Here is a 22,363-nt window from a genome sequence, read left to right on the forward strand (position 1 = left end):
GGATCTGTAGGCGTACCGATCTGTGGCCGTCGCTCCGGGGGCGGTGCGGGTGCCGCCCCCGGGGCGCGCTGGGTGCCGGTGACGCCCGGTGCGGGGCCGGGGCCGTCAGGTCGTGCACGGCCCCGGGGAGGGGCGGGTCAGCGGCCGATCCGCAGGTCGCGCAGCCGCTGGATCGGGTCCTGCTTCGCCTTGCGCTGCACGGCGGCCGGCGACGGCGGGGCGTACGTGGCGAGCGCGAGGTAGGTGTCGAACGACGCGCTGTTCTGGCCCGACGCCGACGGCAGCCCGGCCTTCCAGTCGATCACCGGTCCGAACAGCCCGCAGCCGGACGTCCGCGGCACCGCGAAGGCGGTGTCGGAGGCCGGTGTGTGCAGGACCGGCGGGTGGTGGAAGGTGTCGTTGACGTCGCCCTCGTCGACGACGCTGATCTGGCCGAGGTCGACGCCCAGGTTCAGCTTGACCGGGTCCTTCTTGGAGCCGATCGAGCAGCCCTTCCCGACCGCGTCGTTGATGATCTTGATCTTCATCTCGAGCCCCGCGTTGGGCAGGTCGAAGCTGAAGCCGCCGGTGTACTTCGGCTGCACCTGCACCTTGTTGAACGGCAGGCCGTCGAGGCCGGGCACGTTCAGCCCGAGCAGGCCGAGCACGCCGCCGGGGACGGTCATCGGCTTGCCGGCCAGCGACACGCTGGTGAACTCCGACGGGGACGACGCGTCGGCCTGGACCGACTGGACGGTGATCCGCATCGGCTGGGTGATGGTCTGGCCGAGCCCGCCGAGCTTCATGGTGCCGCCGGTCACGACCATCTGCATGCACATCCCGAGGGACGGGTCGATGCCGGCGGGCAGCGGCGGGCAGTCCTTGGCGAAGTCGAACGCCGGCACGCCGGGCGCGGGCGCGGGTGCCGCGGCGGCCGTCGCGGGGGACTGGGGGGACGCCTGGGCGGGCGCGGCGACCGCGCCGAGCGCCAGGGCGAGGGGCGCCGCCACGGAGGCGGCGCGAAGGATGGATTTCACGGGTTCTGGACGCGCCTTTCGTCGGATGCGCGGACCGCTGGTTGGAGCGATCCACGCCGGAGTGGTACCCGATTCAAAAACGTGATCGTTTCTCGAAGCAAGATCGCACACCTGACCGGATTCGGCCAGCTTTCACTGGCGATGTCCGGGCGTGATCCACCGCTGACGGAGGGTTCTCCACCCGCCGGTGGAGAGCCGCAAGTCCAGCCGGACGCCGATCCCCGGCGCGGCCGGCCGGACCTACGGTCGAGACCATGAACACCGCCGACAACGTGCTCATCGCCCTCGCCGTGCTCGGGCTCGTCCTCTACCGGCAGTTGCGGTCCCGGCCGGTCGGCGAGCGCAGGCTCTACACCCTGCCCGCCGTCCTCGCCGTGATCGGCGTGGCGCAGGGCGGCCTGCTGGACCAGGCGCACGCGGGGTTGAGCGTCGCGCTCCTGGCGGTCGAGGCCGTCGCCGCCGTCGCGTTCGGCGCCCTGCGCGCGGTGACCGTCCGGCTGTGGCGCGCCGACGACGGCGAGCTGTGGCGGCGCGGCACCGGCTGGACGCTCGCGGCGTGGCTGGTGTCGATCCTCAGCCGCGTCGGGTTCCTGGCGGCCGGGCACGCGCTCGGCCTGAAGGTCGGCTCCAGCGCCTTCCTGGTCTTCCTGGCCCTGACGCTGATCGTCCAGAACCTGCTGGTCGTGTGGCGCGGGCGGCGCCTCACGGGGGCCGCACCGGTCGGCGCCGCATCGTGAGGTTCAGCCCGTTCACCGTCGAGGAGCGGCTCGTCCGGACGGTCGCGATCTCGGTCGTGCTGATCTGGGGCGGCGTGGCCTACCTCCACGGGCTCCTGCGGGGAATGCCCGCCCCGGCCCTGCACGGCACGGGGCTGGCGGTCGTCCTGCTCAACGCCGCGACGTTCGTCCTGCTGGGAACCGGCCTGTGGGTGGGCCGGCCGAAGGACTCCCCGTGGCGCTGGGCGGGGAACTCCCTGCTGCTGGCCTCGATGGGGACGTCGCTGTCGCTCTATCCGATCGCGCCGCACGGCGGGGGCGGCTACTACTTCTCGATGGCGGCCCTGTGGGCGCTGCTGATGAGGGTCCCGGCGCGCTGGGGCCTCGGCCTCGGGACCGCGACCGTGGTCTCCGTCGCCGCGCTGGGCGAGGCCGCCGGGCACGGGCCCGACTACGGGCTGCTGGCCGCGTTCGTCGGCCTGACCCTCGGCGCCCTCGCCAGCCGGCAGAGCGTCCTCGCGCAGGAGGCCACCCGCCGCGCGGAGGCGGCCAACGCGGTGCTGGCCGAGCGCTCGCACATCGCGCGGGAGATCCACGACATCCTCGCGCACTCGCTGTCGGCGCAGATCGTCCACCTGGAGGGCGCGCGGCTGCTGCTGTCCCGGGACGGGGACCGCGTGCAGGCCCTCGACCGGGTGGAGCGCGCCCGCAACCTGGCCCGCTCCGGCCTGGAGGAGACCCGCCGGGCGCTGGCCACGCTGCGCGGGGAGATCCCCGAGCCGAAGGACGTCATCGCGGAGCTGGCGGAGGAGTTCTCCGTCGGCACCGGCCGCCCGTGCGACGTCCAGGTGACGGGTGCGCCGCGCGAGCTGACGCCGCAGGCGGGGCTCGCCGTCGTCCGCACCGCCCAGGAGGCGCTCACCAACGTCCGCAAGCACGCGCCGGGGGCCCGCTCCCGTGTCACGCTGCGCTATCTCAGCGACGCCGTCGAGCTCGAGGTGACCGACACAGGCGGCACCGAGCCCGTCCGGGGGATCGAGGGCGGCGGCTACGGGCTGGTCGGCATGCGGGAGCGCGCGGAACTGATCGGTGGGACCCTGGAGACCGGGCCGGAGGGCAGGGGATTCCGCGTCGCCCTCCGGGTGCCGGCGTGACACGAGGCGGGGGACGGTGAGCGACGAGACGAGGATCCTGGTCGTCGACGACCAGACGGTGGTGCGGGAGGGCCTGGTCCTGCTGCTGGAGCTGCTGCCGGGCATCGACGTGGCCGGATCGGCGGGCGACGGCGAGCAGGCCGTCGCCATGGTCGGCGAGCTGCGGCCCGACGTGGTGCTCATGGACCTGCGGATGCCGCGGGTGGACGGGGTGGAGGCGACCCGGCGGATCAAGCAGGCGCATCCGGACGTCGAGGTCGTCGTGCTGACCACCTACGCCGACGACGAGTCGATCTTCGCGGCGCTGCGCGCCGGGGCCCGCGGGTACCTCACCAAGGACGCCGGCGCCGACGAGATCGCCCGTGCGGTCGCCGCCGTCCGCGGCGGCGCGGCGCAGCTCGACCCGGCGATCCAGCGCCGCCTGGTGGAGGCGGTCGCCGCCGACCAGCGGCCCGCCCGCCCCGCGCGCGGCGAGCTGCCCGACGGGCTGACCCGGCGCGAGGCGGAGGTGCTCGCGCTGATCGCGCAGGGCCGGTCGAACACCGAGATCGCCGGCGACCTGTTCATCAGCGAGGCGACCGTGAAGACGCACATCAACAACCTGTTCGCCAAGGCGGGCCTGCGGGACCGCGCGCAGGCCGTCACGTACGCCTTCCGGCACGGGCTGGCCGGGTCCTAGACGCCTCCGCCGGGCGGGGACGATCAATCGGTCAGCGGGCGGCAAGACCTCGGTCAAGGCGCCCGTCCCGGGGCGGCGCCGTCCCCAGCATGGGAGGTCCTGGAACCCGGAAGGACCTCGGCGTGCACAGAACCCTGATGATCGCGGAGTACCTGCGGCCGTACGCGCAGTGGCGGATCGCCCGCCCCGACCGCACCGACGACTGCCGCAACGCCCGCGCCGCGATCGGCCTCATCGACGCGGCCGCGTACGTGACGCAGCTGGACGACTGCGACCGCGTGATCGTCCGGATGGCCGTCGCCGGCTGCTTCGCCAAGGGCCGGTTCGACCCCGGCCCCGAGGGCGAGGCGCTCGTCCGCGACTGGCACTACGAGGAGGCCGTGGACGGCCCGGCGGACCTGCTGGAAGGCCTGGCCGCGTGCGCGGAGCGCGCCTGCGCCGACCGCGCCGACCGCCTCGCCGCCCTCAGCCTGCCCTAGGCGCGGCCGGTCGCGCGGCGGCGGCCAAGCGTTCGCTTGGTAGCCTCGGTCGCATGCCGACCGAGGAACAGATGAAGAGCACGCTCCAGGCCTATGTCGACGGCTTCAACTCCGGCGACCCCGCGGCCGTCACCGGCCTGTACGCCGACGACGCCGTCGTGGTCGACCCGGTCGGCAACCCGCCGATCCAGGGCCGTGCCGCGATCGAGGAGTTCTACGGCAACGCCGTGGCCGCCGGAGCCAAGCTCGCGCTGGACGCCCCCGTCCGCGGCTCCCACGGCGACCGCGCCGCGATGGCCTTCAGCGTGCACATGCCCGGCATGCGCATCCGCGTCATCGACGTCATGACCTTCGGCGACGACGGCAGGATCGTCCGGATGGAGGCGCACTGGGGGCCCGGCGACGTCGAGTCCTGACCGGCGCGTGGGAGGGTGGAACCCGATCGAGATCCTGGAGGTCGGGTGGCCGCGCGTCCGGTGCTGTACGTGATCGCCTGCGGCGGGCGGCCCGCCGCCGAACTGCCGGCCTTCGTCGAGCGGCTGCTCGGCGACGGCTGGACGGTCTGCGTCGTCGCGACGCCGTCCGGCACGAAGTTCCTCCACGCGCCGCGCCTGTCCGGGCTGACGGGCTTCCCCGTCCGCTCGGACTACAAGCGTCCCGAGGAGCCCGACGCGCTGCCGCCCGCCGACGCGTTCGCGGTCGCGCCCGCCACCTTCAACACCGTCAACAAATGGGCGCACGGGACCAGCGACACGCTGGCGCTCGGCCTGCTCAACGAGGCGGTCGGCCTGGGCCGCCCCATCGTCGCCGCACCCTGGCCCAACGCGGCGCTCGCGCGCCACCCGGTCTTCAGCCGCAGCGTCGCCGAGCTGCGCGCCTGGGGCGTCACCGTCCTGCTGGACCCGGACCGCCTCCCGAACCCGGATTCGGACGAACCGAGCGGCGCGGCGTTCCCCTGGACGGAACTCCACGACCACCTCCGCTCGCTCCGCGCCGGTCTGACAAGGGGATGACCCGGGCGACGGGTCCGGCCGAAACCCGCCCGGACTCGGCGCATGCCCCGGCCGCCGGTACGAACCCGCAGCCCAGAACCCCTTCGCCGCGGGACGACCCGGCGTAACGGGGCGCAACCGGTTCCGACACCCCGGAGAAACATCCCGTTCCTAGCTTCTGCGGTGCCCGCCGCCCCGCTAGGAAAGGAGCCGGGTTTGGATCTGGCCGAGAACCCGCAGATGGAGGACTACTCCCTGCGGTACACACCCAGCGCGTTCCGCACCTGGTCGCCGTGGATGGTGTTCCTGAGCTGCCTGGTGGGGCTGTCCGCCATGGCCGGATACGCGCTGGACGCCGCGTTCGTCAACGAGTTCGGCTTCGGCAGCTCGCTGCTCGGGTTCGCCATCGCGGGCGTCGTGACGCTGCCGCTGACCATCGTCATCGCCTTCGCGATCACCCGCAAGCACATCGACATCGACCTGCTCACCCGCGGCTCCGGGTTCGGCTACCTGGGCTCCACGGTGACCTCGCTGGTCTACGCGACCTACACGCTGATCTTCCTCGCCTACGAGGGCGCGATCATGGCGCAGGCGGTGACCGCGCTCTTCCATGTCGACGTCCACATCTCGTACGTGATCGTCTCCATCGTGATGATCCCGCTCACGCTCTACGGGATGACGTTCAGCTCCAAGTTCCAGGCGTGGACATGGCCGGTCTGGATCCTGCTGATCGGCTTCGCCCTCGTCGTCGCGGCGACCGCGCCGCACTCCGGGCACCACATGGTCCACCCGGTGACGTCGCACGGCGCGGCGGCCGCGACGGGGCTGACCCTGACCGCCGTGTTCACCATCGCCGCCGCGCAGCTGTCGTTCGCCGTGCAGATCGGCGAGCAGGGCGACTACCTGCGGCTGATGCCCGACCCGAAGGGCGCGGCCGGGCGCCGCAGATGGCGCCTCGCGGTGCTGATGGGCGGGCCGGGCCTGTCCCTGTTCGCCGTCGTGATCTTCTTCGCGTCCACGCTGCTGGTCGGCTACGCCGACACCCGGACGACGCCCGACCACGTCGCGGTCCCGGTCGACCTCTTCACGGTCGTGTACGAGCGCGCGGTCGGTGACCACACGGTGGCGCTCGTCCTGGCGGGCGTGCTGGTGCTGCTCTCCCAGATCAAGATCAACATCATGAACACCTACTCGGGTTCGCTGTCGTGGTCGAACTTCTTCTCCCGGATCCTGCACCGGCACCCCGGCCGCGCCGTGTGGGTGATCCTCCAGGTCGCCCTCGCCCTGGTGCTGATGGAGATCGACATCTTCGCGCACATCGTCACCGTGCTCGCCTGGTACGCCAACATCGGGATCGCCTGGATCGCCGCGATGGCGTCCGACCTGGTGATCAACAAGCGGTGGCTGCGGCTCAGCCCGCCCGAGGTGGAGTTCCGCCGCGCCCACCTGTACAACGTGAACCCGGTCGGGTTCGGGTCGATGGTCGCCGCGGCCGCCGTCTCGATCGTCGCCTACTACGGCGTGTTCGGCGACACCGCCGCCGACCTGTCGCCGTTCATCTCGTTCGTCCTGGCGCTGGCGCTGCCGCCGCTCGTCGCGGCGGCCACCCGCGGCCGCTGGTACATCGCCCGCACGAGCGTCTTCCCCGAAGGCGCGACCGAACTGCCCTGCGCCGTCTGCGAAGGCTCCTACGACGTCGTGGACATGGCGACCTGCCCGTTCCACCAGGGGCACATCTGCTCGCTGTGCTGCTCGACCGAAGGCTCCTGCCGCGACGCCTGCAAGCCGAGCGCCTGGCGCCCGCCGAAGGAGCCCGTCCTGCTCGGCATGCCCGGCACGGCGCCGGCCCCGTCCCTCCCCGACTCCCTCGACAAGGCCCCGGAGGCACTGCGATGAACACCGCCCTGATCGTCGTCGACATGCAGAACGGATTCGTCCACCCGGACGGGTCGCTGCCCACCCTCGGCATGCCCCTCGCCGACGCGGGCCGCGCGGTCCGCCAGTGCGCCGCCGCCGTGACCGCGGCCCGCGCCGCCGGCACGCCGGTGGTCTTCACCCGGCACGTCTACCGCCCGGGACGGGCCGACGAGGGCGCCAACCTCGGCGGCGCGCACCCGGACCTGGCCGAGATCTCCGCGCTGGCCGCCGGCACCTGGGATGCCGAGGTCACGGACGACCTCGGCTGCGGCCCGGACGACCTGGTGGTGGACAAGGTCCGTTTCGACGCCTTCCTGTGGACCTCGCTCGATCCGCTCCTGCGCGGCCTCGGCGCGGAGAACCTGCTGGTCTGCGGGGTCGTGACGAACATCTGCGTGGAGTCGACCGTCCGGGCCGCCTACATGCGCGACTACGGGGTCACGGTCCTCGGCGACGCCTGCGCGGCCCTCACTCCGCGGCTCCACGACATCGGCCTCGAGGTCATGCGCGACTGCGGCTTCGCGACGGTCACCACCGTGGCCGAAACGTTCGCCGCTCCCGTCCCCGCCGCCTGACCCCCGCCGTCGACCGCGACGTGCCGCCCTTGCGCACCTACCGGCCAAGGGCGACACGCCGCGGTCAACGATGCGGACGCTGTCAGGGAAGGTCGTGGGCGCCGGTCTTGACGGTACGGACGAACGCGGACCAGGCGTGGGGCGTGAACGCCAAGACGGGCCCGTCGGCATCCTTGGAGTCCCGGACCGCGCACGCGTCGACAAGCGAGGCCACCTCGACACAGTCCGCGCCTTGCGCCGAGTGAGCGCTCTTCCGCCAGACGAGTAGGTCTCCCTTAGTGCTCATTTACGCCAATATGCCGCTTCTGGTGTTGCTTGGCGAGTTCTGAGATCACGTCGAGTGATTCGTCGACGCCGAGGGCCGTCATGGCGAGCTGGTTGAAAGCGAGCGCGTAACTGTGGACCTGGGCGTCGTCCTCGATGTAAAGGGCGCTGGTCAGACCATCGAGGTAGACGACGTCGGCCATATGGTGCTCAGCGAAGTCCATGTGAGTGAACGCCCCGGTCAGAGCCGGATGAGCGCCCGTCGTAAGGGGAAGCACCTGGAGCATCACGTTGGGGAGCTCGGCCAGCTTGAGCAGGTGGTCGCACTGCCGGACCATGACGTCCGTGCCGCCGACGGATCGGCGGAGCGCGGCCTCGTCGATGATCGACCACAAGCGCAGCGGCCCGTGCCGGCGCTCCTCAAGGAGTCTCTGTCGCGTCCTGCGCACCTCCACGCGGCGATCCACTTCCGCTGCGGGTGCGAACTGCATCAGCCCTACTCTGATGACCTCGCGGGCGTATTCCTCGGTCTGCAATAGGCCGTTGATCATCTGAGCGTTGTAGCAACGAAGGGATGCGGCCTCGGCCTCGAGTTCGATGTACGCGGCGTAGTCGGTGTGGATGGTGTCGGCGTAGGCGTCCCACCAGCCGCGTTGGCGTGACGAGCGGGTCAGGCCGAGAAGTGCCTCGCGCTTCTCGAGGGACACGTCGTACAGGTCGCACAGCTGATTGACGTCTGCGGTCTTGATGCCTTGCCCTGCCCTTTCGATGCGGGAGAGCTTCGCCGCGGACCAGCGGCCCGCACCGCGTCCCTGCAGCTCCGCGACCACCTGGTCGAGCCTGAGGGTCGATCGCTCCCGAAGGCGGCGCAGTTCGGCGGCGAGTCGACGTTCGCGGACGGTGGGGCGGCGTTCGGTCATAGCCCGAGTCTGCCTGCGTCGCGCCCCGCCGCGTGGCGAGAACGCCAAGATCCTTTGACTTTGCTCATGGAATTTTCCATTTCCAGTTGCATCGAGGTCTGGGTGAAGAGCACGATGCGGAGCGAGCACATCACTCAGAGTGCTCTCTGGTGGCAGGTGGGACGGTGATCACGATGCGGGACGTCGAACGCGGTATCAGTGGGGCGGGTGGCGGGGCGGAGGTGGTTCGGGGCGGGGGGTGTGCGGTGTGGGCGCTGCCGGCGGACGCGACGTGCGCCGCGTTCGCCCGGGCGCGGCTGAGCGCGACCATGCGGGGGCTGCGGATGCCCGACGTGCTGGTCTGTGACGCGGCGACGATGGTGTCGGAGCTGGTGACGAACGTGCATCGGCACGCGTCCGGCACTGTGTCAGAGCTGTACGTGTACCGGACGGGGGAGCGGGCGGAGATCGTGGCGAAGGTCTTCGACGGGGCGCCGTGGAAGGGCGCGGTGCCCGCGGCGCGGCGGCCGTTGCCGCTGGACGAGGGCGGGCGCGGGTTCGAGGTGGTGAACGCGCTCGCGGCGGAGCACGACGGGCGGTGGGGCGTGCATCGCAGCAGGTCGCGACTGGCGTTCGCGCCGATCACGGGGAAGGCCGTCTACTTCGCGCTGCCGATGGTGGGGGTCGCGCTGCCCGTCCTGTGCAAGGACCCTGTCGGCGCGATGTCCGAATTGGAGGCGGCGCTGAGCGGGCGCGGGCTCAGGGCGTTGCACCGGTGCCAGGGATGGGACATGGCCGTCCTGTCCGTCCGCGCGGAGATCACCGTGTGGGCGCGGCGGCACGGGTTCGTCGTGACGATGCCGTCCGTGGGGACCGTCCGGTATCCGCTATGGGACGTCACCGAGGTCGCGGAGGCCGTCGTCCGGTGCCATGAGGAGCTGGACGCGCGGTGAGCCGGGCCCGCGCCGGGCGGGCCCGGCTCACCGTTACTCCTCGTCGGAGGCGGGTTCGTCGCTGTCCGGCGGGACCGGGCCGATGGGGCCGCTGATCGACACGATGCGGGTCGTCAGCCGCTCGCCGGAGCCGTCGCGGCGGCCGAGCGTCGCGTTCAGCGTGGCGGGCTTGCCGTTCGCGCCGGCGGCGCGCAGCGGGGTCGGCGCCGCCCACGCCTGGAGCAGGACGTCCTCGCCCTTGAGGAACCGGTGCGCGCGGACGCCGCCGGTCGCGCGGCCCTTGGCCGGGAAGTCGGCGAAGTCGGCCAGCTTGATCGCGCCGGTCTGGGTGCCGGGCAGCGCCGACGACGAACCGGAGACCGTGATCACCCGGGCCTCGCGGCCGGGGTCGAGCGCGCCGAACCACAGCACGTGGGCGTCGGCGCCGAGCTTGATGCCGGCCACGCCGCCGGCGGCGCGGCCCTGCGGGCGGACGACGGACGCCGGGAAGTGCAGCAGCTGCGCGTCGGTGCTGATGAAGACGAGATGCTGCTCCTCCGACATCAGCTGGACGGCGCCGACCACCCGGTCGCCCTCCTTGAGGCCGATGACCTCGAACTCGTCGCGGTTGGCGGGGAAGTCGGGGACCACCCGCTTCACCACGCCCTGGGCGGTGCCGAGCGCGAGCCCGCCGCCCTCGTCCGTCAGCGCCGCCATGCCGACGACCGTCTCGTCCGGTTCCAGGTCGACGTACTCGGTCACCGGCGCGCCGCCCGCCAGGGACGGCGGCGTCGCCGCCGGGGGCAGCCCCGGCAGGTCGAGGACGTCGATGCGGATCATCCGCCCGAGCGAGGTCACCGCGCCGACCTGGCCGCGGGCCGTCGCCGGGACGACCGAGATCAGCACGTCGTGCGGGGCGCGCGGGCCGCTGTCGGGCAGCGGCTCGGGGCCGTGCGTGCGGGCCAGCAGCCCGGTGGACGACAGCAGCACCGTGCACGGGTCGTCCGCCACCTCCAGGGGCACCGCCGCCGCGGCGGTGTGGCCCGAGGACTCCAGCAGGATCGTGCGGCGCGGGGTGGTGTACTCGGAGGCGACCTCGCCGAGCTCCTTGGACACCAGGCCGCGCAGCTTGCGCTCCGACTCCAGGATCGCGGTCAGCTTCGCGATCTCCTTGGCCAGCTGCTCCTTCTCCTTCTCCAGCTCGAGCCGGTCGAAGCGGGTGAGGCGGCGCAGCGGGGTGTCCAGGATGTACTGGGCCTGGATCTCCGACAGCTCGAAGATCTGCATCAGCCGCTGCTTGGCCTGCGCGGCGTCGTCGCTCTGCCGGATGACCTGGATGACCTCGTCGATGTTCAGCAGCGCGATCAGCAGGCCGTCGACGAGGTGCAGGCGGTCCTCGCGCTTCTTGCGGCGGAACATCGACCGGCGCCGCACGACCTCGATGCGGTGGTCGACGTACACCTGCAGCAGGTCGCGCAGGCCGAGGGTGCGGGGCCGGCCGTCGACGAGCGCGACGTTGTTGATGCCGAAGGTCTCCTCCATCGGCGTCAGCTTGTAGAGGTCCTGCAGGACGGCCTCGGGGTTGAAGCCGTTCTTGATCTCGATGACCAGCCGCAGGCCGACGTTGCGGTCGGTGAGGTCCTTCAGGTCGGCGATGCCCTGGATCTTCTTGGCGTTGACCAGTTCCTTGATCTTGGCCTTGACGCGCTCCGGGCCGACCGCGTACGGCAGCTCGCTGACGACGATGCCCTTGCGCCGCGGCGTGACGTTCTCGATGGTCGTGGTGGCGCGGGTGCGGAACGTCCCGCGGCCCTTCTCGTAGGCGTCGCGGATGCCCTCCAGCCCGACGATCATGCCGCCGGTGGGCAGGTCGGGGCCGGGGACGAAGCGCATCAGGTCGTCGAGGGTGGCGTCGGGGTGGTCGATCAGGTGCCGGGCCGCCGAGACCACCTCGCCGAGGTTGTGCGGGGCCATGTTGGTGGCCATCCCGACCGCGATCCCGGACGCGCCGTTCACCAGCAGGTTGGGGAACGCGGCGGGCAGGACCTCGGGCTCCTGCTCCTGGCCGTCGTAGTTCGGCCGGAAGTCGACGGTGTCCTCGTCGATGGAGGCGACCATCATCAGCGCCTCGCGCGACAGGCGGGCCTCGGTGTACCGCATGGCGGCGGGCATGTCGTCGCCGCCGAGCGAGCCGAAGTTGCCGTGCCCGTCGACCAGCGGCATCCGCATCGCCCACGGCTGGGCCATCCGCACCATCGCGTCGTAGATCGCGCTGTCGCCGTGCGGGTGCAGCTTGCCCATCACCTCGCCGACGACGCGCGCGCACTTGACGTGCCCGCGGTCGGGGCGCAGCCCCATCTCGTTCATCGAGTACAGGATCCGCCGCTGGACGGGCTTCAGCCCGTCGCGGGCGTCGGGAAGCGCCCGCTGGTAGATCACCGAGTAGGCGTACTCGAGGTAGCTGCCGCGCATCTCCTCGGAGACGTCGACGTCGACGATGTTCTCCTCGAAGTCCGGCGGCGGGGGAGGGGCTTGGGATCCGCGTCGTGCCATGCCCCACATTGTGGCCGGTCCCGCCGACATCTTTCGCCCGCCCCACCGGAAGGACCGCGGATCGGATCCCGGCGGCGCCGCGGGCGCGCGATCCGGTCAGCGGCCGTGGCAGATTGGTCCCGGACGGTTTCCGCACGCGGCCGCGCCCCGGCCGCGTCCCCCGTGGAGGTATCCGATGAGCGCGCTGGCCGACTTCCAGAACTCGATCTACCTGCAGGGACTCGGCGACGTGCGGCCGTCGCTGCCGACCGACCTGACGCGGCTGGAGGGACTGGCCGAGGGCGTCCTGTCGGCGCAGGCGTTCGGATACGTTGCGGGATCGGCGGGCAGCGAGGCGACCGCGCGGGCGAACCGGGAAGCGTTCGACCGATGGCGAATCGTGCCGCGTTTTCTGCGGGACGTGGCGCACCGCGACCTGTCGGTGGAGGTCCTCGGCACCGCGATGCCGTCGCCGATCCTGCTCGCGCCGATCGGTGTGCAGTCGATCCTCCACCCGGACGGGGAGCTCGGCACCGCGCGCGCGGCGGGGGCCGAGGGGGTGACCATGGTGCTGAGCACCGCGGCGTCCCACTCCATCGAGGAGGTCGCGGAGGCCAACGGCGACGGCGCGCCCCGCTGGTACCAGCTCTACTGGCCCAAGGACCGCGACCTCGCCGTCAGCTTCCTGGAGCGGGCCAAGGCGGCGGGCTACACGGCGCTCGTCGTCACGCTCGACACGTTCACGCTGGCGTGGCGGCCCCGCGACCTGGACCAGGCGTACCTGCCGTTCCTGCGCGGCATCGGCGTCGCCAACTACTACAGCGACCCGGTCTTCCAGAAGGCGGTCGGCGGGCCCGTCACCGACGCCAACCGCGACGCCGCGCTCCTGCATTGGGTCGCCAACTTCGGCAACCCCTCGCTCACCTGGGACGACCTCGTCTTCCTGCGGGACCACTGGGACGGGCCGATCGCGCTGAAGGGCGTGCAGCACCCCGACGACGCGCGCCGCGCGGTGGACGCGGGGATGGACGGCGTGATCGTGTCCAACCACGGCGGGCGCCAGGTGGACGGCGCCGTCGCCTCGCTGGACGCGCTGCCCGGCGTCGTCGAGGCCGTCCGCGACCAGGCCACCGTCCTGTTCGACAGCGGGATCCGCACGGGTTCGGACGTGGTGAAGGCGCTCGCCCTCGGCGCCAAGGCGGTGCTGCTGGCGCGCCCGTACGCCTACGGGCTGGCGCTCGGCGGGCAGGCCGGGGTGCAGCACGTCCTGCGCTGCATCCAGGCCGAGCTGGAGCTGACCCTGGCGCTGTCCGGAGTCACCCGGCCGGAGGAGCTTTCTCCGGAGGTCCTGGTTCGCGCGTAGGCGCTGTAGGCGGGAGCTCTTTTACGCGCGGGGCGTAGATCTCGTGGATGCGGGCCAGCCCCGCATCAATGGCGTGCGCGGCCGGGTCGTCGTCGTGCCCTGCGAGCGGCTTGTAGGGCGCGCCGTCATGTCGTCCCCCTATAGCGCGCCTTACAGCCCCCACATTGGCGCGCAATGCCCTGGCGCCGGGCCCAAGGGCGCGGACGTGAGGCACGGTCTCGCGTAGGACGTCGACGACATCGGCATGGTGCGGCCGGGTGCGGGTGACGAACCGGTGCAGCCGTAGCGGCCCATAGACGGTGTCCAGCTCGGTGACGGCGTCCTCGAAGCGCGCGCGGGCGTGCGGCTCGTCCTTCAAGACGTCGGTAAGGGCGGCCAGGGACTCGGACGCCTGGCGGCGCAGGACGTCCCTGGTGCGGAACGGCAGGACGGACCACGCCGCCCCGGCACCGATGACGGCGCCGGCGAGGATCGCTTCGAGGCGCGTCTGCAGAAGCGGGACGGCGGACTGGCCGAAATACCCGTACAGCAGCGACAGAGCGGCCGTGACGCCGCCCGCCCAGTAGGCGTAGCTCCACTGACGCAACCACGCCGCCGCGCCCAGCACGGCGAATATGAGGACGACCGCGTGGGGATCCCGTGGAGCGAACACCCCGGATGCCAGCGCGGCGAGGACCGTCCCTCCGGCCGCGCCGAGCGCGCGCAGCAGACCCTTGTGGAGGGCGTCGCCGCGTCCCCGCGCACCGTTGCACACGATGAACGCCGTCAGGACGACCCACGACCAGTGGTCGGGGAACAGCCAGTGCCCGACGGCGAACGCCGTGCACAGGGCCACGCCCATCTGCGCCGCCATGCGGGTGCTGGCGCGCATCCTCTTGCCCTGAGCGGGCGCAGGCGGGGGAGCCTTCGAGTGGCCGGCGCGCCATGGGCGTTCTACGGCGAGCTGTACGGCGGTCACCCAGAAGTAGGCGATGAACGCGACTGCGGGCGCCCACATGAGGTGGGTCGATGGCGCGCCGGGAGCACCGTGGGGGATGACGAGCAGGGCGATCGCTGGGAGCATCATCAGCGTGCCCGCCTTGGTGAAACGGGGTCCGAAGCGGCGGATCCAGACCCCGGACGTGACGAGGGCGGCGAAGGCGGCGTCGCCCGCGAACGCGTCGTCGCGCATGAGGGTGCCGAGGCCCACCGACAGGAGGGCGACGGCGGGCATGACGACGAATCCGGTCAGGCGGTCGGGTAGGGGGGCGCCCCGGTGTGCCCTCGAAAGGGTGACGGACAGCACGACGGCCTGCATCACGGAGTCGATGTGCAGATGTGCCGCGTGCTCCAGCAGCAGCGTCGACCCGAAGGCCGCGAGGACGGCGACCATCGTCGTTGCCGCGACGATGGTCGGCGCCTTGAGGGCGCCGATGGTCCCGGTCGTGCCTGCCCCCATGGCCACCCCCACGATTTAGTAAGGAATAGCGTAGCATTATGGCGAGCGATCGGCCCGACGTGCCGGCGGAGGCGGTGGTGGAGATCCGCCGCGGGGTGATGCGCATGGCGCGCCGGATGCGCTCCTCGCGCTCCCCGGACGCGCTGAGCGGCAACAAGCTGATCGTGCTCGGGCACCTGGCCCGCCGCGGCCCCAGCTCGGCGGGCGAGGTGGCGGAGGCGGAGGGTCAGAGACCCCAGTCGCTGACCAGGGTCTTCGCCGAACTCGAAGAGGCCGGGCTGATCGTCCGCGCGCGCGACGAGCGGGACCGGCGGCAGTTCGTGCTGACCCTCACCCCGGCCGGCGCCGAGGCGCTCAGGCACGACCTCCGGGAACGCGACGCCTGGCTGGCCGGTGCGCTAGCCGGGCTCGGCGAGACGGAGCGCGAGGTGCTGCGGATCGCCGCCCGGTTGATGGAACGGCTGGCCGAATAGTTCGCTATCGCTTACTATTTTCAGATCGACGATTACCGGGTAGGGAGACGCGCATGCGCTGGCCCGATCACGCCATCTGGTGGCACGTGTACCCGCTCGGCTTCACCGGCGCCGAACGGGCCGCCCTCCCGCCCGGCGCCCCGCCCGAGCATCGGCTGGACAGGATCGCGGGATGGCTCGACCACCTGCTCGCGCTCGGCTGCAACGGCCTCGCCCTCGGACCGGTGTTCGCGTCCGAGACCCACGGCTACGACACCGTCGACCACTTCCGCGTGGACCCCCGCCTGGGAGACGAGGCCGACCTGCTGCGGCTCGTGGAGGCGGCGTCGGCGCGAGGCGTCCGCGTCCTGCTCGACGGCGTCTTCAACCATGTCGGACGTGGCTTCCCGCACTTCGCCGACGTCCAGGCGCGCGGTGAGGCGTCACCGTACGCCGGGTGGTTCGTCCCCGACGAGAGCGGTGACTTCCGCACGTTCGAAGGCCACCACAAGCTCGTCGTGTTGAACCACGATGAGCCGCAGGTCGCCGACTACGCCGTGCAGGTCATGAGCCACTGGCTGGAACGCGGCATCGACGGATGGCGGTTGGACGCCGCGTACGCCGTCCCGGCCGGTTTCTGGAGGACGGTCACCGACCGCGTCCGCGCGCGCTTCCCCGACGCATGGCTCGTGGGCGAGGTCATCCACGGCGACTACGCGGGCACTGTGGAACGCGCCGGATTCGACTCCGTCACCCAGTACGAACTATGGAAGGCCATCTGGAGCTCGCTGAACGACCGCAACTTCTTCGAACTGGCCCATGCGCTCACCCGCCACGACGGGATGCTCCAGACGTTCGTCCCGCAGACCTTCCTCGGCAACCACGACGTGACGCGCATCGCCAGCCGTCTCGATGACGAACGCCATCTCGCCCACGCGCTCGTCATCCTGCTCACCAATGCGGGCGTCCCGTCCATCTACGCGGGCGACGAGTTCTCCTTCCACGGCATCAAGGAGGAACGCGAAGGCGGCGACGACGCCATCCGTCCGGCCTTCCCGGAGCGGCCCGTCGAAGCGCCCGGCCATGGCGCCCCCTACCACCGCCTCCACCAGGACCTCATCGGCCTGCGGCGCCGCCATCCCTGGCTCGTCCGCGCGCACACCACGGTCACCACCTTGACCAATACGACCCTGTCCTACACAGTTGGGCAGGGCGACGAGCGACTGGGAGTCGTCCTCAACCTCGCCGACGAGCCCGCCAAGGCGGACCTGCCGGCCGCCGGTTGGACGCGCATCGCCGGTGAGGCGGACTTCCACGCCGACGGCGCCGTGATCCCCCCGCAAGGCTGGGCCGTCGCGCACCCATGACAAATGTCATCGGTGACCACTGCGAACCTCACGGCCCGTTCCTGACGTCCGTGACTGCCCGGCTCGATCGCCCGGCGGCAGCATGGGGCACATGAGGGCACCCGTGATCGAGGTACGCGACCTGCAGTTGAACGAGGCCGTGCGGGACGTCTCGTTCACCGTGGCCAAGGGCGAGGTGTACGCGCTGCTCGGCCGGTACGGATCCGGCAAGACCACCCTGCTGGAGATGCTCGCCGGCCTGCGGCGCCCCACGGGCGGGACGCTCCGCGTCCGCGGCGCCGACCCCTACACCGACCGCGACGCAGCCCGCTCCGGAGCCGTCTGGCGGGACGGCGGGCTGTTCCCCGGACTGACCGTCGCCGAGATCATCGACGCCTGGCGGCGCTGGACGCTCGACCCGATCACCCGCGACGAGGCGCTGCGCCTGGCCCGCCTCACCGGCCACGCCGGCACCCCGTTCGAGCGGCTCGACGCCGGGCGGCGGCGCCTGCTCGACCTCGCGCTCGCCCTGGTCGGGCGGTCCGACGTGGTCTTCCTCGACGAGCCCACCGCCGGGCTCGACGAGGCCGCCGCCCGCGAGGTCTGGGCCGTGCTGCTGACGCTGGCCGCCCAGGGCGGCACGATCGTGATCAGCACCCGGGACCCCGGCGAGGCGTGCCGCGCCGACCGCGTCGGCGTGCTGGACGGCGGCCGCCTGGTCACCGGCCGCGCCGCGGACCGGCTCGGCACCGCCGCCCGCGCGGCCTGACCCGTGCGCCGCGCGGCCTGACCCCGCCGCCCGCGCGGCCTGACCCCGCCGCCCGCGCGGCCTGACACCGGCAGGAGCCCCCCGACCGGCATGTCCCCTGACGACCGGCGTCTCCCTTGACGAGCGCATACGCTGGGCGCGTGCAGCCGAGGATCCCGCGCCCCACCGCGATCGCCGCGATCATGGTCGGGCTGACGGCGTTCACCCTGGCCGGGTTCCTGCTGCCCGCCCTCTGGTACGAGGTCTTCGACCGCCACGGCCCCGGGCGCATCCTGCTCGCCGTGGCAGCCGTCGCGACCGTCTTCGCCCTCTACGCCCGGCTGCTGTGGCTCAACCTGATGCGCCGCACCGCGCCCGGCCACCGGTTCGGGCTGGCCGCGATCGCCGCGATCTGCTGGACGCTGCCGCCGCTGCTCGGCACCGGCCACGGCTGGGGCAACGCGCTGCTCGTCCCGGCCGGGCTGATCGCCGTCGTGCTGCCGCTGCGCCCGGCGATCGCGGTGACGGCCGCCGCCACGGTCCTGACCCCCGTCTACGGGATCGTCCTCGGGCTGCCCGCGCTGAGCGCCCTGTACGACTTCGCCGGCGTGCCGCTCGCCGCGTTCTCCGGATACGTCCAGGTATGGCTGTTCCACGTCGTCCAGGAACTGCGGGAGGCGCGCGCCGAGACGGCCCGGTCCGCGGTGGGCGAGGAGCGGCTCCGCTTCGCCCGCGACCTGCACGACGTCCTCGGCCACAGCCTCCAGGCGGTCGCGCTCCGCGCCGAGGTCGCCGAACGGTACCTGGACCGCGACCCCGGCCGCGTCCGCAAGGAGCTGACCGAGATCCAGACGATGGCGCGCGACTCCGTCCGCGACGTCCGCGAGGTCGTCCGCGGCTACCGGGCCACGTCCCTGCGCACCGAGCTGGACGGCATGTCGGCCGTGCTGCGCGCCGCCGGGATCCGCTGCGACCGGCCCGAGGTGTCCCCGGAACTCCCCGCCCACGTGCACGAACCGCTCGGCTGGGTCGCCCGCGAGGCCGCCACCAACGTGCTCCGGCACTCCAGCGCCACCTGGTGCGAGATCACCGTGGACGCCGGCCGCGACCGCGTCCGCGTGGAGATCGTCAACGACGGCGCGCCGCGCCGCGCCGCCGCCGGCGGCAGCGGCCTCACCGGCCTCGCCGAGCGGATCACCGCCGCCGGCGGGCGCTTCACCGCCGGCCCCGGCGGCGACGGCACGTTCCGGGTGACCGCCGCCGTCCCGGCGGCCCCCGCACCGAGGGGAGCGGCATGATCCGGGTCCTGCTGGCCGACGACCACCTGCTGATCAGGGAGGCCCTCGTCCTGCTGCTGGAGACCGAGGACGGCATCGAGGTCGCCGCCGACGTCGGACGCGGCGACGAGGCCGTCGACCGCGCCCTCGCCCTGAAACCCGACGTCGCCGTCCTCGACATCGACATGCCCGGCCTGGACGGCCTCGCCGCCGCCGAGCGCCTCGCCCGCGACCTGCCCGGCTGCCGCCTGGTGATCGTCACCGCGCACGGCCGCCCCGGCAACCTGCGCCGCGCCATGGCCGCCGGCGTCCGCGGTTTCCTCGGCAAGGACGCCCCCGGCTCCCGGCTCGCCGAGGTCATCCGGCAGGTCGCCGCCGGCGCCCGCTACATCGACCCGCAGCTCGCCGCCGACGCCCTCGCCGCCGAGGAGTGCCCGCTCACCCCCCGCGAGCTGGACACCCTGCGCGCCGCGGCCGACGGGTCCCCCGTCTCCCGCATCGCGCGCGGCCTCGGCCTGTCGGAGGGGACCGTCCGCAACTACCTGTCCGCCGCCGTCACCAAACTCGGCGTCGACAACCGCCACGCCGCCGTCAACACCGCCCGCGACCTCGGCTGGCTGTAGCCATCCGCACCGCCCCGGGCGGTCGGGGCTCGGGTGCTCGAGATGCGGGCGTATCGGGCTTGATCGTGGGTGTTACCGGCGGGCCAGGAGCAGGGAGCCGCGCTTCGTCACGGGCAGGGGAGTGCGGAGCCGGGTCGCCGCCTCGGCGGCCTGCGGGCGGGGCACGTGGCGGGCGACCAGGTAGTCGCGGATCGCGGCGCGGTCGGGCAGCGTGATCAGCGGGGCGTCCCAGCGCTCCACCTCCACCTCGCGGAATACCTCGCAGACCCGCGCGGGCGCGTCCTCGGCGTCGAAGCCGGACGGTTCGGGCCGCCAGACCGGCGCCAGCTCCGGGCTGTCGGTCCGGCAGATCGCCGTCACCAGCAGCGTCCCGCCCGGTGCGAGCACCCGCCGCGCCTCGCGCAGGGCCAGCCCAGGATCGTCGAGGCGGTAGAGCAGGTCGACGGCGACGGCGGCGTCGAACGCCCCGTCGCGGAAGGGCAGGCGGAGCGCGTTCGCCCGCACGCGCGGCCCCGGGTGCGCGCGCAGCAGCGTGCCGGACGCGTCCAGCCCCACCAGCCGGAACGGCGGCGGACCGGGGAGGGCGCGGTTGAGCGCGCCCTCCCCGCAGCCGATGTCCAGCACCCGGGTCGCCCGCGCCGCCAGCAGCTTGGCGGCGATGTGGTCGTGCAGGCTCCGCGCTCCGATCAGGTACTGGCGGGTGATCCGCGCGGCGAGGCGGCACCGCTCCGGGTCGGCGTCGTGGTCGGGCGGCAGAGCCATACCTGGAGTCTGCCCAGCCGCGCGTGCCGAGAAGCGTCGTCAGGCGGTGGTGCCACCGTCGATGACCATGTCGTGGCCGACCAGGTAAGCGGACTCGTCGGAGGCCAGCCAGACGACGGCGCCTGCCACCTCGGACGGGTCGCTCGGCCGCCCCGCCGGGACCGTCGCCCTCAGCCGCTCGTCGCGGTCCGCCCGGGTCTCGCCCGGCCGCAACGACATGGGGGTGTCGCTGGCCCCCGGGCTGACCGCGTTGATGCGGACCCCCTCGCCGATGTGATCGATGGCCGCCGTGCGGGTCAGCACGCTGACACCCGCCTTGGACGCGGCGTACGCGGCCATTCCTGGCAGGCGCCGGTGCGCGCCGATGTTGGAGGAGATGTTCACGATGGCGCCGCCGCCGTGCGCCCGCATATGGGCGATCTCGTGCTTCATCGACAGGAACACCCCGGTCAGGTTCACGTCGATGACCGCGCGCCAGGCGTCGTCGTCGACGTCGGTGACCGGGCCTGTCGCGCCGAGGACCCCGGCGTTGTTCACCGCGACGTGCAGACCGCCGTGGCGTCCGGTGACCGCCGCCACCATGGCGGCGGCATCGCCGGGGACGGTCAGGTCGGCGACCACATGGTCGGCGCGGCCGCCCTCGGCCCGGATCTCTTTGACGGCCTCGGTCAACGTGCTCTCGGCGCGCCCGGCCAGGACCACCGTGGCGCCCTCCCGCGCGAAGGCGCGGGCGGTGGCGCGCCCGATCCCGCCGGCGCCGCCGGTGACCAGCACGACCCGGCCGGTGAAGCGTTCTCCCATGACAACCCTCTCATTTCTAGAATGATCGATCTCGAATAAGGGTCTGAGGAAACCCACCCCTGAACCCGGACGGGGTCGGCGACGACACCCGCGCCCGGGCGATGGCGGTGGGAGTCTCCGGCCGGATCAGGCGAGGAGGGCTTGGGCCTGGCGGGCGGCGTCCCGGAGCCGGCCGTCCTCCGCGGGGGCCCGGCCGAGGACGCGCATGCCCTGGAACAGCACCAGCAGCAGCCGGGCGAGGGCGCGCGGATCGGCGCTCTCGGGGAGCTCGTGCTGGGCGCGGGCGCGGGTCAGCGCCGAGGTGAGGGACGCTTCGAGGAAGGTCCAGCTCGCCTCGACCAGGCGGGCGGCCTCGGCGTCCCGGGGGGCCAGCTCGACCGCCGTGTTCACCACCAGGCAGCCGAGCCGCGGACGTTCCCGGCCCGCCTCCGCGGCATAGCGCTCGATCAGCGCCCGGACGGCCGGCAGGACCGGACCGGGCTGCGACAGCGCGTCGGCGATCTTCGGGTCGGTCGTCTCGAGGTAGCGTTCGAGCGCCCGCAGGAAGAGCTCGTGCTTGCCGCCGAACGTCGCGTAGACGCTCGCGCGGGCGATGCCGAGATGCGCGACGAGGTCGGCCATGGAGGTCGCCTCATACCCGCGCTCCCAGAACAGCTCCAGCGCGCGCTGCAACGCGGCGTCCGGATCGAACTCCTTCGTCCGTGCCATGGGCACGACCGTACGGCTATAGAGATCGATCGGTCAAATATCAGACTTCCGAGCGCACCGGGAGGCCCGGCCGGTCCAGGTCCAGGGTGTCGAGGACCGCCCCGTCCGTCGCGAGGGCCTCCAGCACGGGGCCGCGCCGGACGCCCCAGACCACGACGATGTGCCCGTGCGCCGGGACGTCCAGGATGCGCTTGCCCACCCGGACCCTCGCCACCTCGGCCGAGGCCCGCAGCCGCGCCTCGTTCACCCACTTCGCGCCCCAGGGCAGCAGCCGGTTGGCGTTCCGCACCGTGCGCCCCGAGCCGTACTGGTACAGGTACCGGCCCATCTCGCCCGACGAGCGCCGCACCAGCGGGTCATAGGGCGCCGAGCCGCCGCCCCCGCCGAGGCCCATCCACTCGCCGTCCCGCCGATGGAACGTCCGGCCCTCGATGAACGGGTCGACCCCGGAGCCGCCCCACTGGTGCAGGAACGTGACAACGGCGACGTCGCCGTCCATGTCGAGGCCGAGCGGAAGGAAGTCCCGTTCCTCGTCGAAGGTGTCGGGGGCGGGAACGGGCATGCCGTCCCGAAGGAGCCGCAGGCACTCCTCATGCACCTCGTGGTCGTTCATGTTCGGGGACCTCTGATCGTGCAGGCAGGGCGAGGGGCCCTCCCGCGTGAGAGGGCCCCGACGTTCGACTCACTCTA

General features: G+C 72.6%; 24 protein-coding genes. 15 read left to right on the top strand and 9 right to left on the bottom strand.

Translation table 11 applies throughout. The features are described from left to right. Positions 1-137 precede the first annotated feature (137 nt). Entirely contained in the window at positions 138-1,016 is an 879-nt protein-coding gene (locus ACA514_RS35280) for a hypothetical protein (protein WP_375045608.1), read from the bottom strand. Between the two features lie 254 nt (positions 1,017-1,270). Here ACA514_RS35280 and ACA514_RS35285 point away from each other — a divergent pair, with 254 nt between their 5' ends. From ACA514_RS35285 to ACA514_RS35320, 8 genes are all read left to right on the top strand, one after another. Beyond that, the gene (locus tag ACA514_RS35285) at positions 1,271-1,753 is read left to right on the top strand and encodes a hypothetical protein (RefSeq protein WP_375045609.1); all 483 of its coding nucleotides are present in this window, start codon (positions 1,271-1,273) and stop codon (positions 1,751-1,753) included. Beyond that, positions 1,750-2,886, top strand: coding sequence for a sensor histidine kinase (locus tag ACA514_RS35290; RefSeq protein WP_375045610.1), 1,137 nt, complete (start codon positions 1,750-1,752; stop codon positions 2,884-2,886). The genes ACA514_RS35285 and ACA514_RS35290 overlap by 4 nt, the downstream gene beginning before the upstream one ends. 16 nt (positions 2,887-2,902) lie before the next feature. Continuing rightward, entirely contained in the window at positions 2,903-3,565 is a 663-nt protein-coding gene (locus ACA514_RS35295; RefSeq protein WP_375045611.1) for a response regulator, read from the top strand. A 122-nt stretch (positions 3,566-3,687) separates the two neighbouring features. After that, on the top strand, positions 3,688-4,044 hold the full coding sequence (locus ACA514_RS35300) for a hypothetical protein (RefSeq protein WP_375045612.1): 357 nt from the start codon (positions 3,688-3,690) through the stop codon (positions 4,042-4,044). A gap of 53 nt (positions 4,045-4,097) precedes the next feature. Further along, the gene (locus tag ACA514_RS35305) at positions 4,098-4,460 is read left to right on the top strand and encodes a nuclear transport factor 2 family protein (RefSeq protein WP_375045613.1); all 363 of its coding nucleotides are present in this window, start codon (positions 4,098-4,100) and stop codon (positions 4,458-4,460) included. Positions 4,461-4,505: 45 nt separating this feature from the next. Continuing rightward, positions 4,506-5,057, top strand: a complete 552-nt coding sequence (locus tag ACA514_RS35310; protein WP_375045614.1) for a flavoprotein — start codon at positions 4,506-4,508, stop codon at positions 5,055-5,057. Between the two features lie 195 nt (positions 5,058-5,252). Beyond that, positions 5,253-6,932 carry a purine-cytosine permease family protein gene (locus ACA514_RS35315; RefSeq protein WP_375045615.1) on the top strand — a complete coding sequence of 560 codons (1,680 nt, stop codon included), beginning with the start codon at positions 5,253-5,255 and terminating at the stop codon, positions 6,930-6,932. Then, entirely contained in the window at positions 6,929-7,528 is a 600-nt protein-coding gene (locus ACA514_RS35320) for a cysteine hydrolase family protein (RefSeq protein WP_375045616.1), read from the top strand. The genes ACA514_RS35315 and ACA514_RS35320 overlap by 4 nt, the downstream gene beginning before the upstream one ends. An 82-nt stretch (positions 7,529-7,610) precedes the next feature. On the opposite strand, the gene ACA514_RS35325 is transcribed toward ACA514_RS35320, so the two are convergent. Beyond that, positions 7,611-7,814: a DUF397 domain-containing protein gene (locus ACA514_RS35325; protein WP_375045617.1), complete on the bottom strand. Its 204-nt coding sequence runs from the start codon at positions 7,812-7,814 to the stop codon at positions 7,611-7,613. Then, the gene (locus ACA514_RS35330) at positions 7,804-8,712 is read right to left on the bottom strand and encodes a helix-turn-helix domain-containing protein (protein ID WP_375045618.1); all 909 of its coding nucleotides are present in this window, start codon (positions 8,710-8,712) and stop codon (positions 7,804-7,806) included. The genes ACA514_RS35325 and ACA514_RS35330 overlap by 11 nt, the downstream gene beginning before the upstream one ends. A gap of 245 nt (positions 8,713-8,957) precedes the next feature. Between ACA514_RS35330 and ACA514_RS35335 the strand changes: the two genes are divergently transcribed. Further along, positions 8,958-9,644: an ATP-binding protein gene (locus tag ACA514_RS35335; protein WP_375045619.1), complete on the top strand. Its 687-nt coding sequence runs from the start codon at positions 8,958-8,960 to the stop codon at positions 9,642-9,644. 33 nt (positions 9,645-9,677) lie between these two features. On the opposite strand, the gene ACA514_RS35340 is transcribed toward ACA514_RS35335, so the two are convergent. Next, positions 9,678-12,176, bottom strand: coding sequence for a DNA topoisomerase (ATP-hydrolyzing) subunit A (locus ACA514_RS35340; protein ID WP_375045620.1), 2,499 nt, complete (start codon positions 12,174-12,176; stop codon positions 9,678-9,680). A 175-nt stretch (positions 12,177-12,351) separates the two neighbouring features. Here ACA514_RS35340 and ACA514_RS35345 point away from each other — a divergent pair, with 175 nt between their 5' ends. Then, a complete protein-coding gene (locus ACA514_RS35345; RefSeq protein ID WP_375045621.1) occupies positions 12,352-13,518 on the top strand; it encodes a lactate 2-monooxygenase in 1,167 nt (388 codons plus the stop codon). On the opposite strand, the gene ACA514_RS35350 is transcribed toward ACA514_RS35345, so the two are convergent. Further along, a complete protein-coding gene (locus ACA514_RS35350; RefSeq protein WP_375045622.1) occupies positions 13,472-14,956 on the bottom strand; it encodes an FUSC family protein in 1,485 nt (494 codons plus the stop codon). The two genes, ACA514_RS35345 and ACA514_RS35350, sit on opposite strands and share 47 nt — an antisense overlap. Positions 14,957-14,994: 38 nt before the next feature. On the opposite strand from ACA514_RS35350, the gene ACA514_RS35355 reads away from it, so the two are divergent. The 5 genes from ACA514_RS35355 (at position 14,995) to ACA514_RS35375 (ending at position 19,402) form a co-directional block, all read left to right on the top strand. Beyond that, a complete protein-coding gene (locus tag ACA514_RS35355; protein WP_375045623.1) occupies positions 14,995-15,429 on the top strand; it encodes a MarR family winged helix-turn-helix transcriptional regulator in 435 nt (144 codons plus the stop codon). 53 nt (positions 15,430-15,482) lie between these two features. Further along, positions 15,483-16,775: an alpha-amylase family protein gene (locus ACA514_RS35360; protein WP_375045624.1), complete on the top strand. Its 1,293-nt coding sequence runs from the start codon at positions 15,483-15,485 to the stop codon at positions 16,773-16,775. Between the two features lie 91 nt (positions 16,776-16,866). Next, positions 16,867-17,523, top strand: a complete 657-nt coding sequence (locus tag ACA514_RS35365) for an ATP-binding cassette domain-containing protein (RefSeq protein ID WP_375045625.1) — start codon at positions 16,867-16,869, stop codon at positions 17,521-17,523. A gap of 140 nt (positions 17,524-17,663) precedes the next feature. Beyond that, positions 17,664-18,800, top strand: coding sequence for a sensor histidine kinase (locus tag ACA514_RS35370; protein ID WP_375045626.1), 1,137 nt, complete (start codon positions 17,664-17,666; stop codon positions 18,798-18,800). After that, positions 18,797-19,402 carry a response regulator gene (locus ACA514_RS35375; RefSeq protein ID WP_375045627.1) on the top strand — a complete coding sequence of 202 codons (606 nt, stop codon included), beginning with the start codon at positions 18,797-18,799 and terminating at the stop codon, positions 19,400-19,402. Before ACA514_RS35370 ends, ACA514_RS35375 begins: the two co-directional genes overlap by 4 nt. 72 nt (positions 19,403-19,474) lie before the next feature. On the opposite strand, the gene ACA514_RS35380 is transcribed toward ACA514_RS35375, so the two are convergent. The 4 genes from ACA514_RS35380 to ACA514_RS35395 all read right to left on the bottom strand — a co-directional run bounded on the left by ACA514_RS35380 (position 19,475) and on the right by ACA514_RS35395 (position 22,286). Next, entirely contained in the window at positions 19,475-20,164 is a 690-nt protein-coding gene (locus tag ACA514_RS35380; RefSeq protein WP_375045628.1) for a class I SAM-dependent methyltransferase, read from the bottom strand. 39 nt (positions 20,165-20,203) lie between these two features. Beyond that, positions 20,204-20,965, bottom strand: a complete 762-nt coding sequence (locus ACA514_RS35385) for an SDR family NAD(P)-dependent oxidoreductase (RefSeq protein ID WP_375045629.1) — start codon at positions 20,963-20,965, stop codon at positions 20,204-20,206. A gap of 126 nt (positions 20,966-21,091) precedes the next feature. Continuing rightward, positions 21,092-21,673, bottom strand: a complete 582-nt coding sequence (locus ACA514_RS35390; protein WP_375045630.1) for a TetR/AcrR family transcriptional regulator — start codon at positions 21,671-21,673, stop codon at positions 21,092-21,094. A gap of 40 nt (positions 21,674-21,713) precedes the next feature. Beyond that, the gene (locus ACA514_RS35395) at positions 21,714-22,286 is read right to left on the bottom strand and encodes a hypothetical protein (RefSeq protein ID WP_375045631.1); all 573 of its coding nucleotides are present in this window, start codon (positions 22,284-22,286) and stop codon (positions 21,714-21,716) included. Positions 22,287-22,363: the final 77 nt, after the last annotated feature.

This window comes from Actinomadura sp. NTSP31, assembly GCF_041951385.1.
Taxonomy (GTDB): domain Bacteria; phylum Actinomycetota; class Actinomycetes; order Streptosporangiales; family Streptosporangiaceae; genus Spirillospora; species Spirillospora napierensis.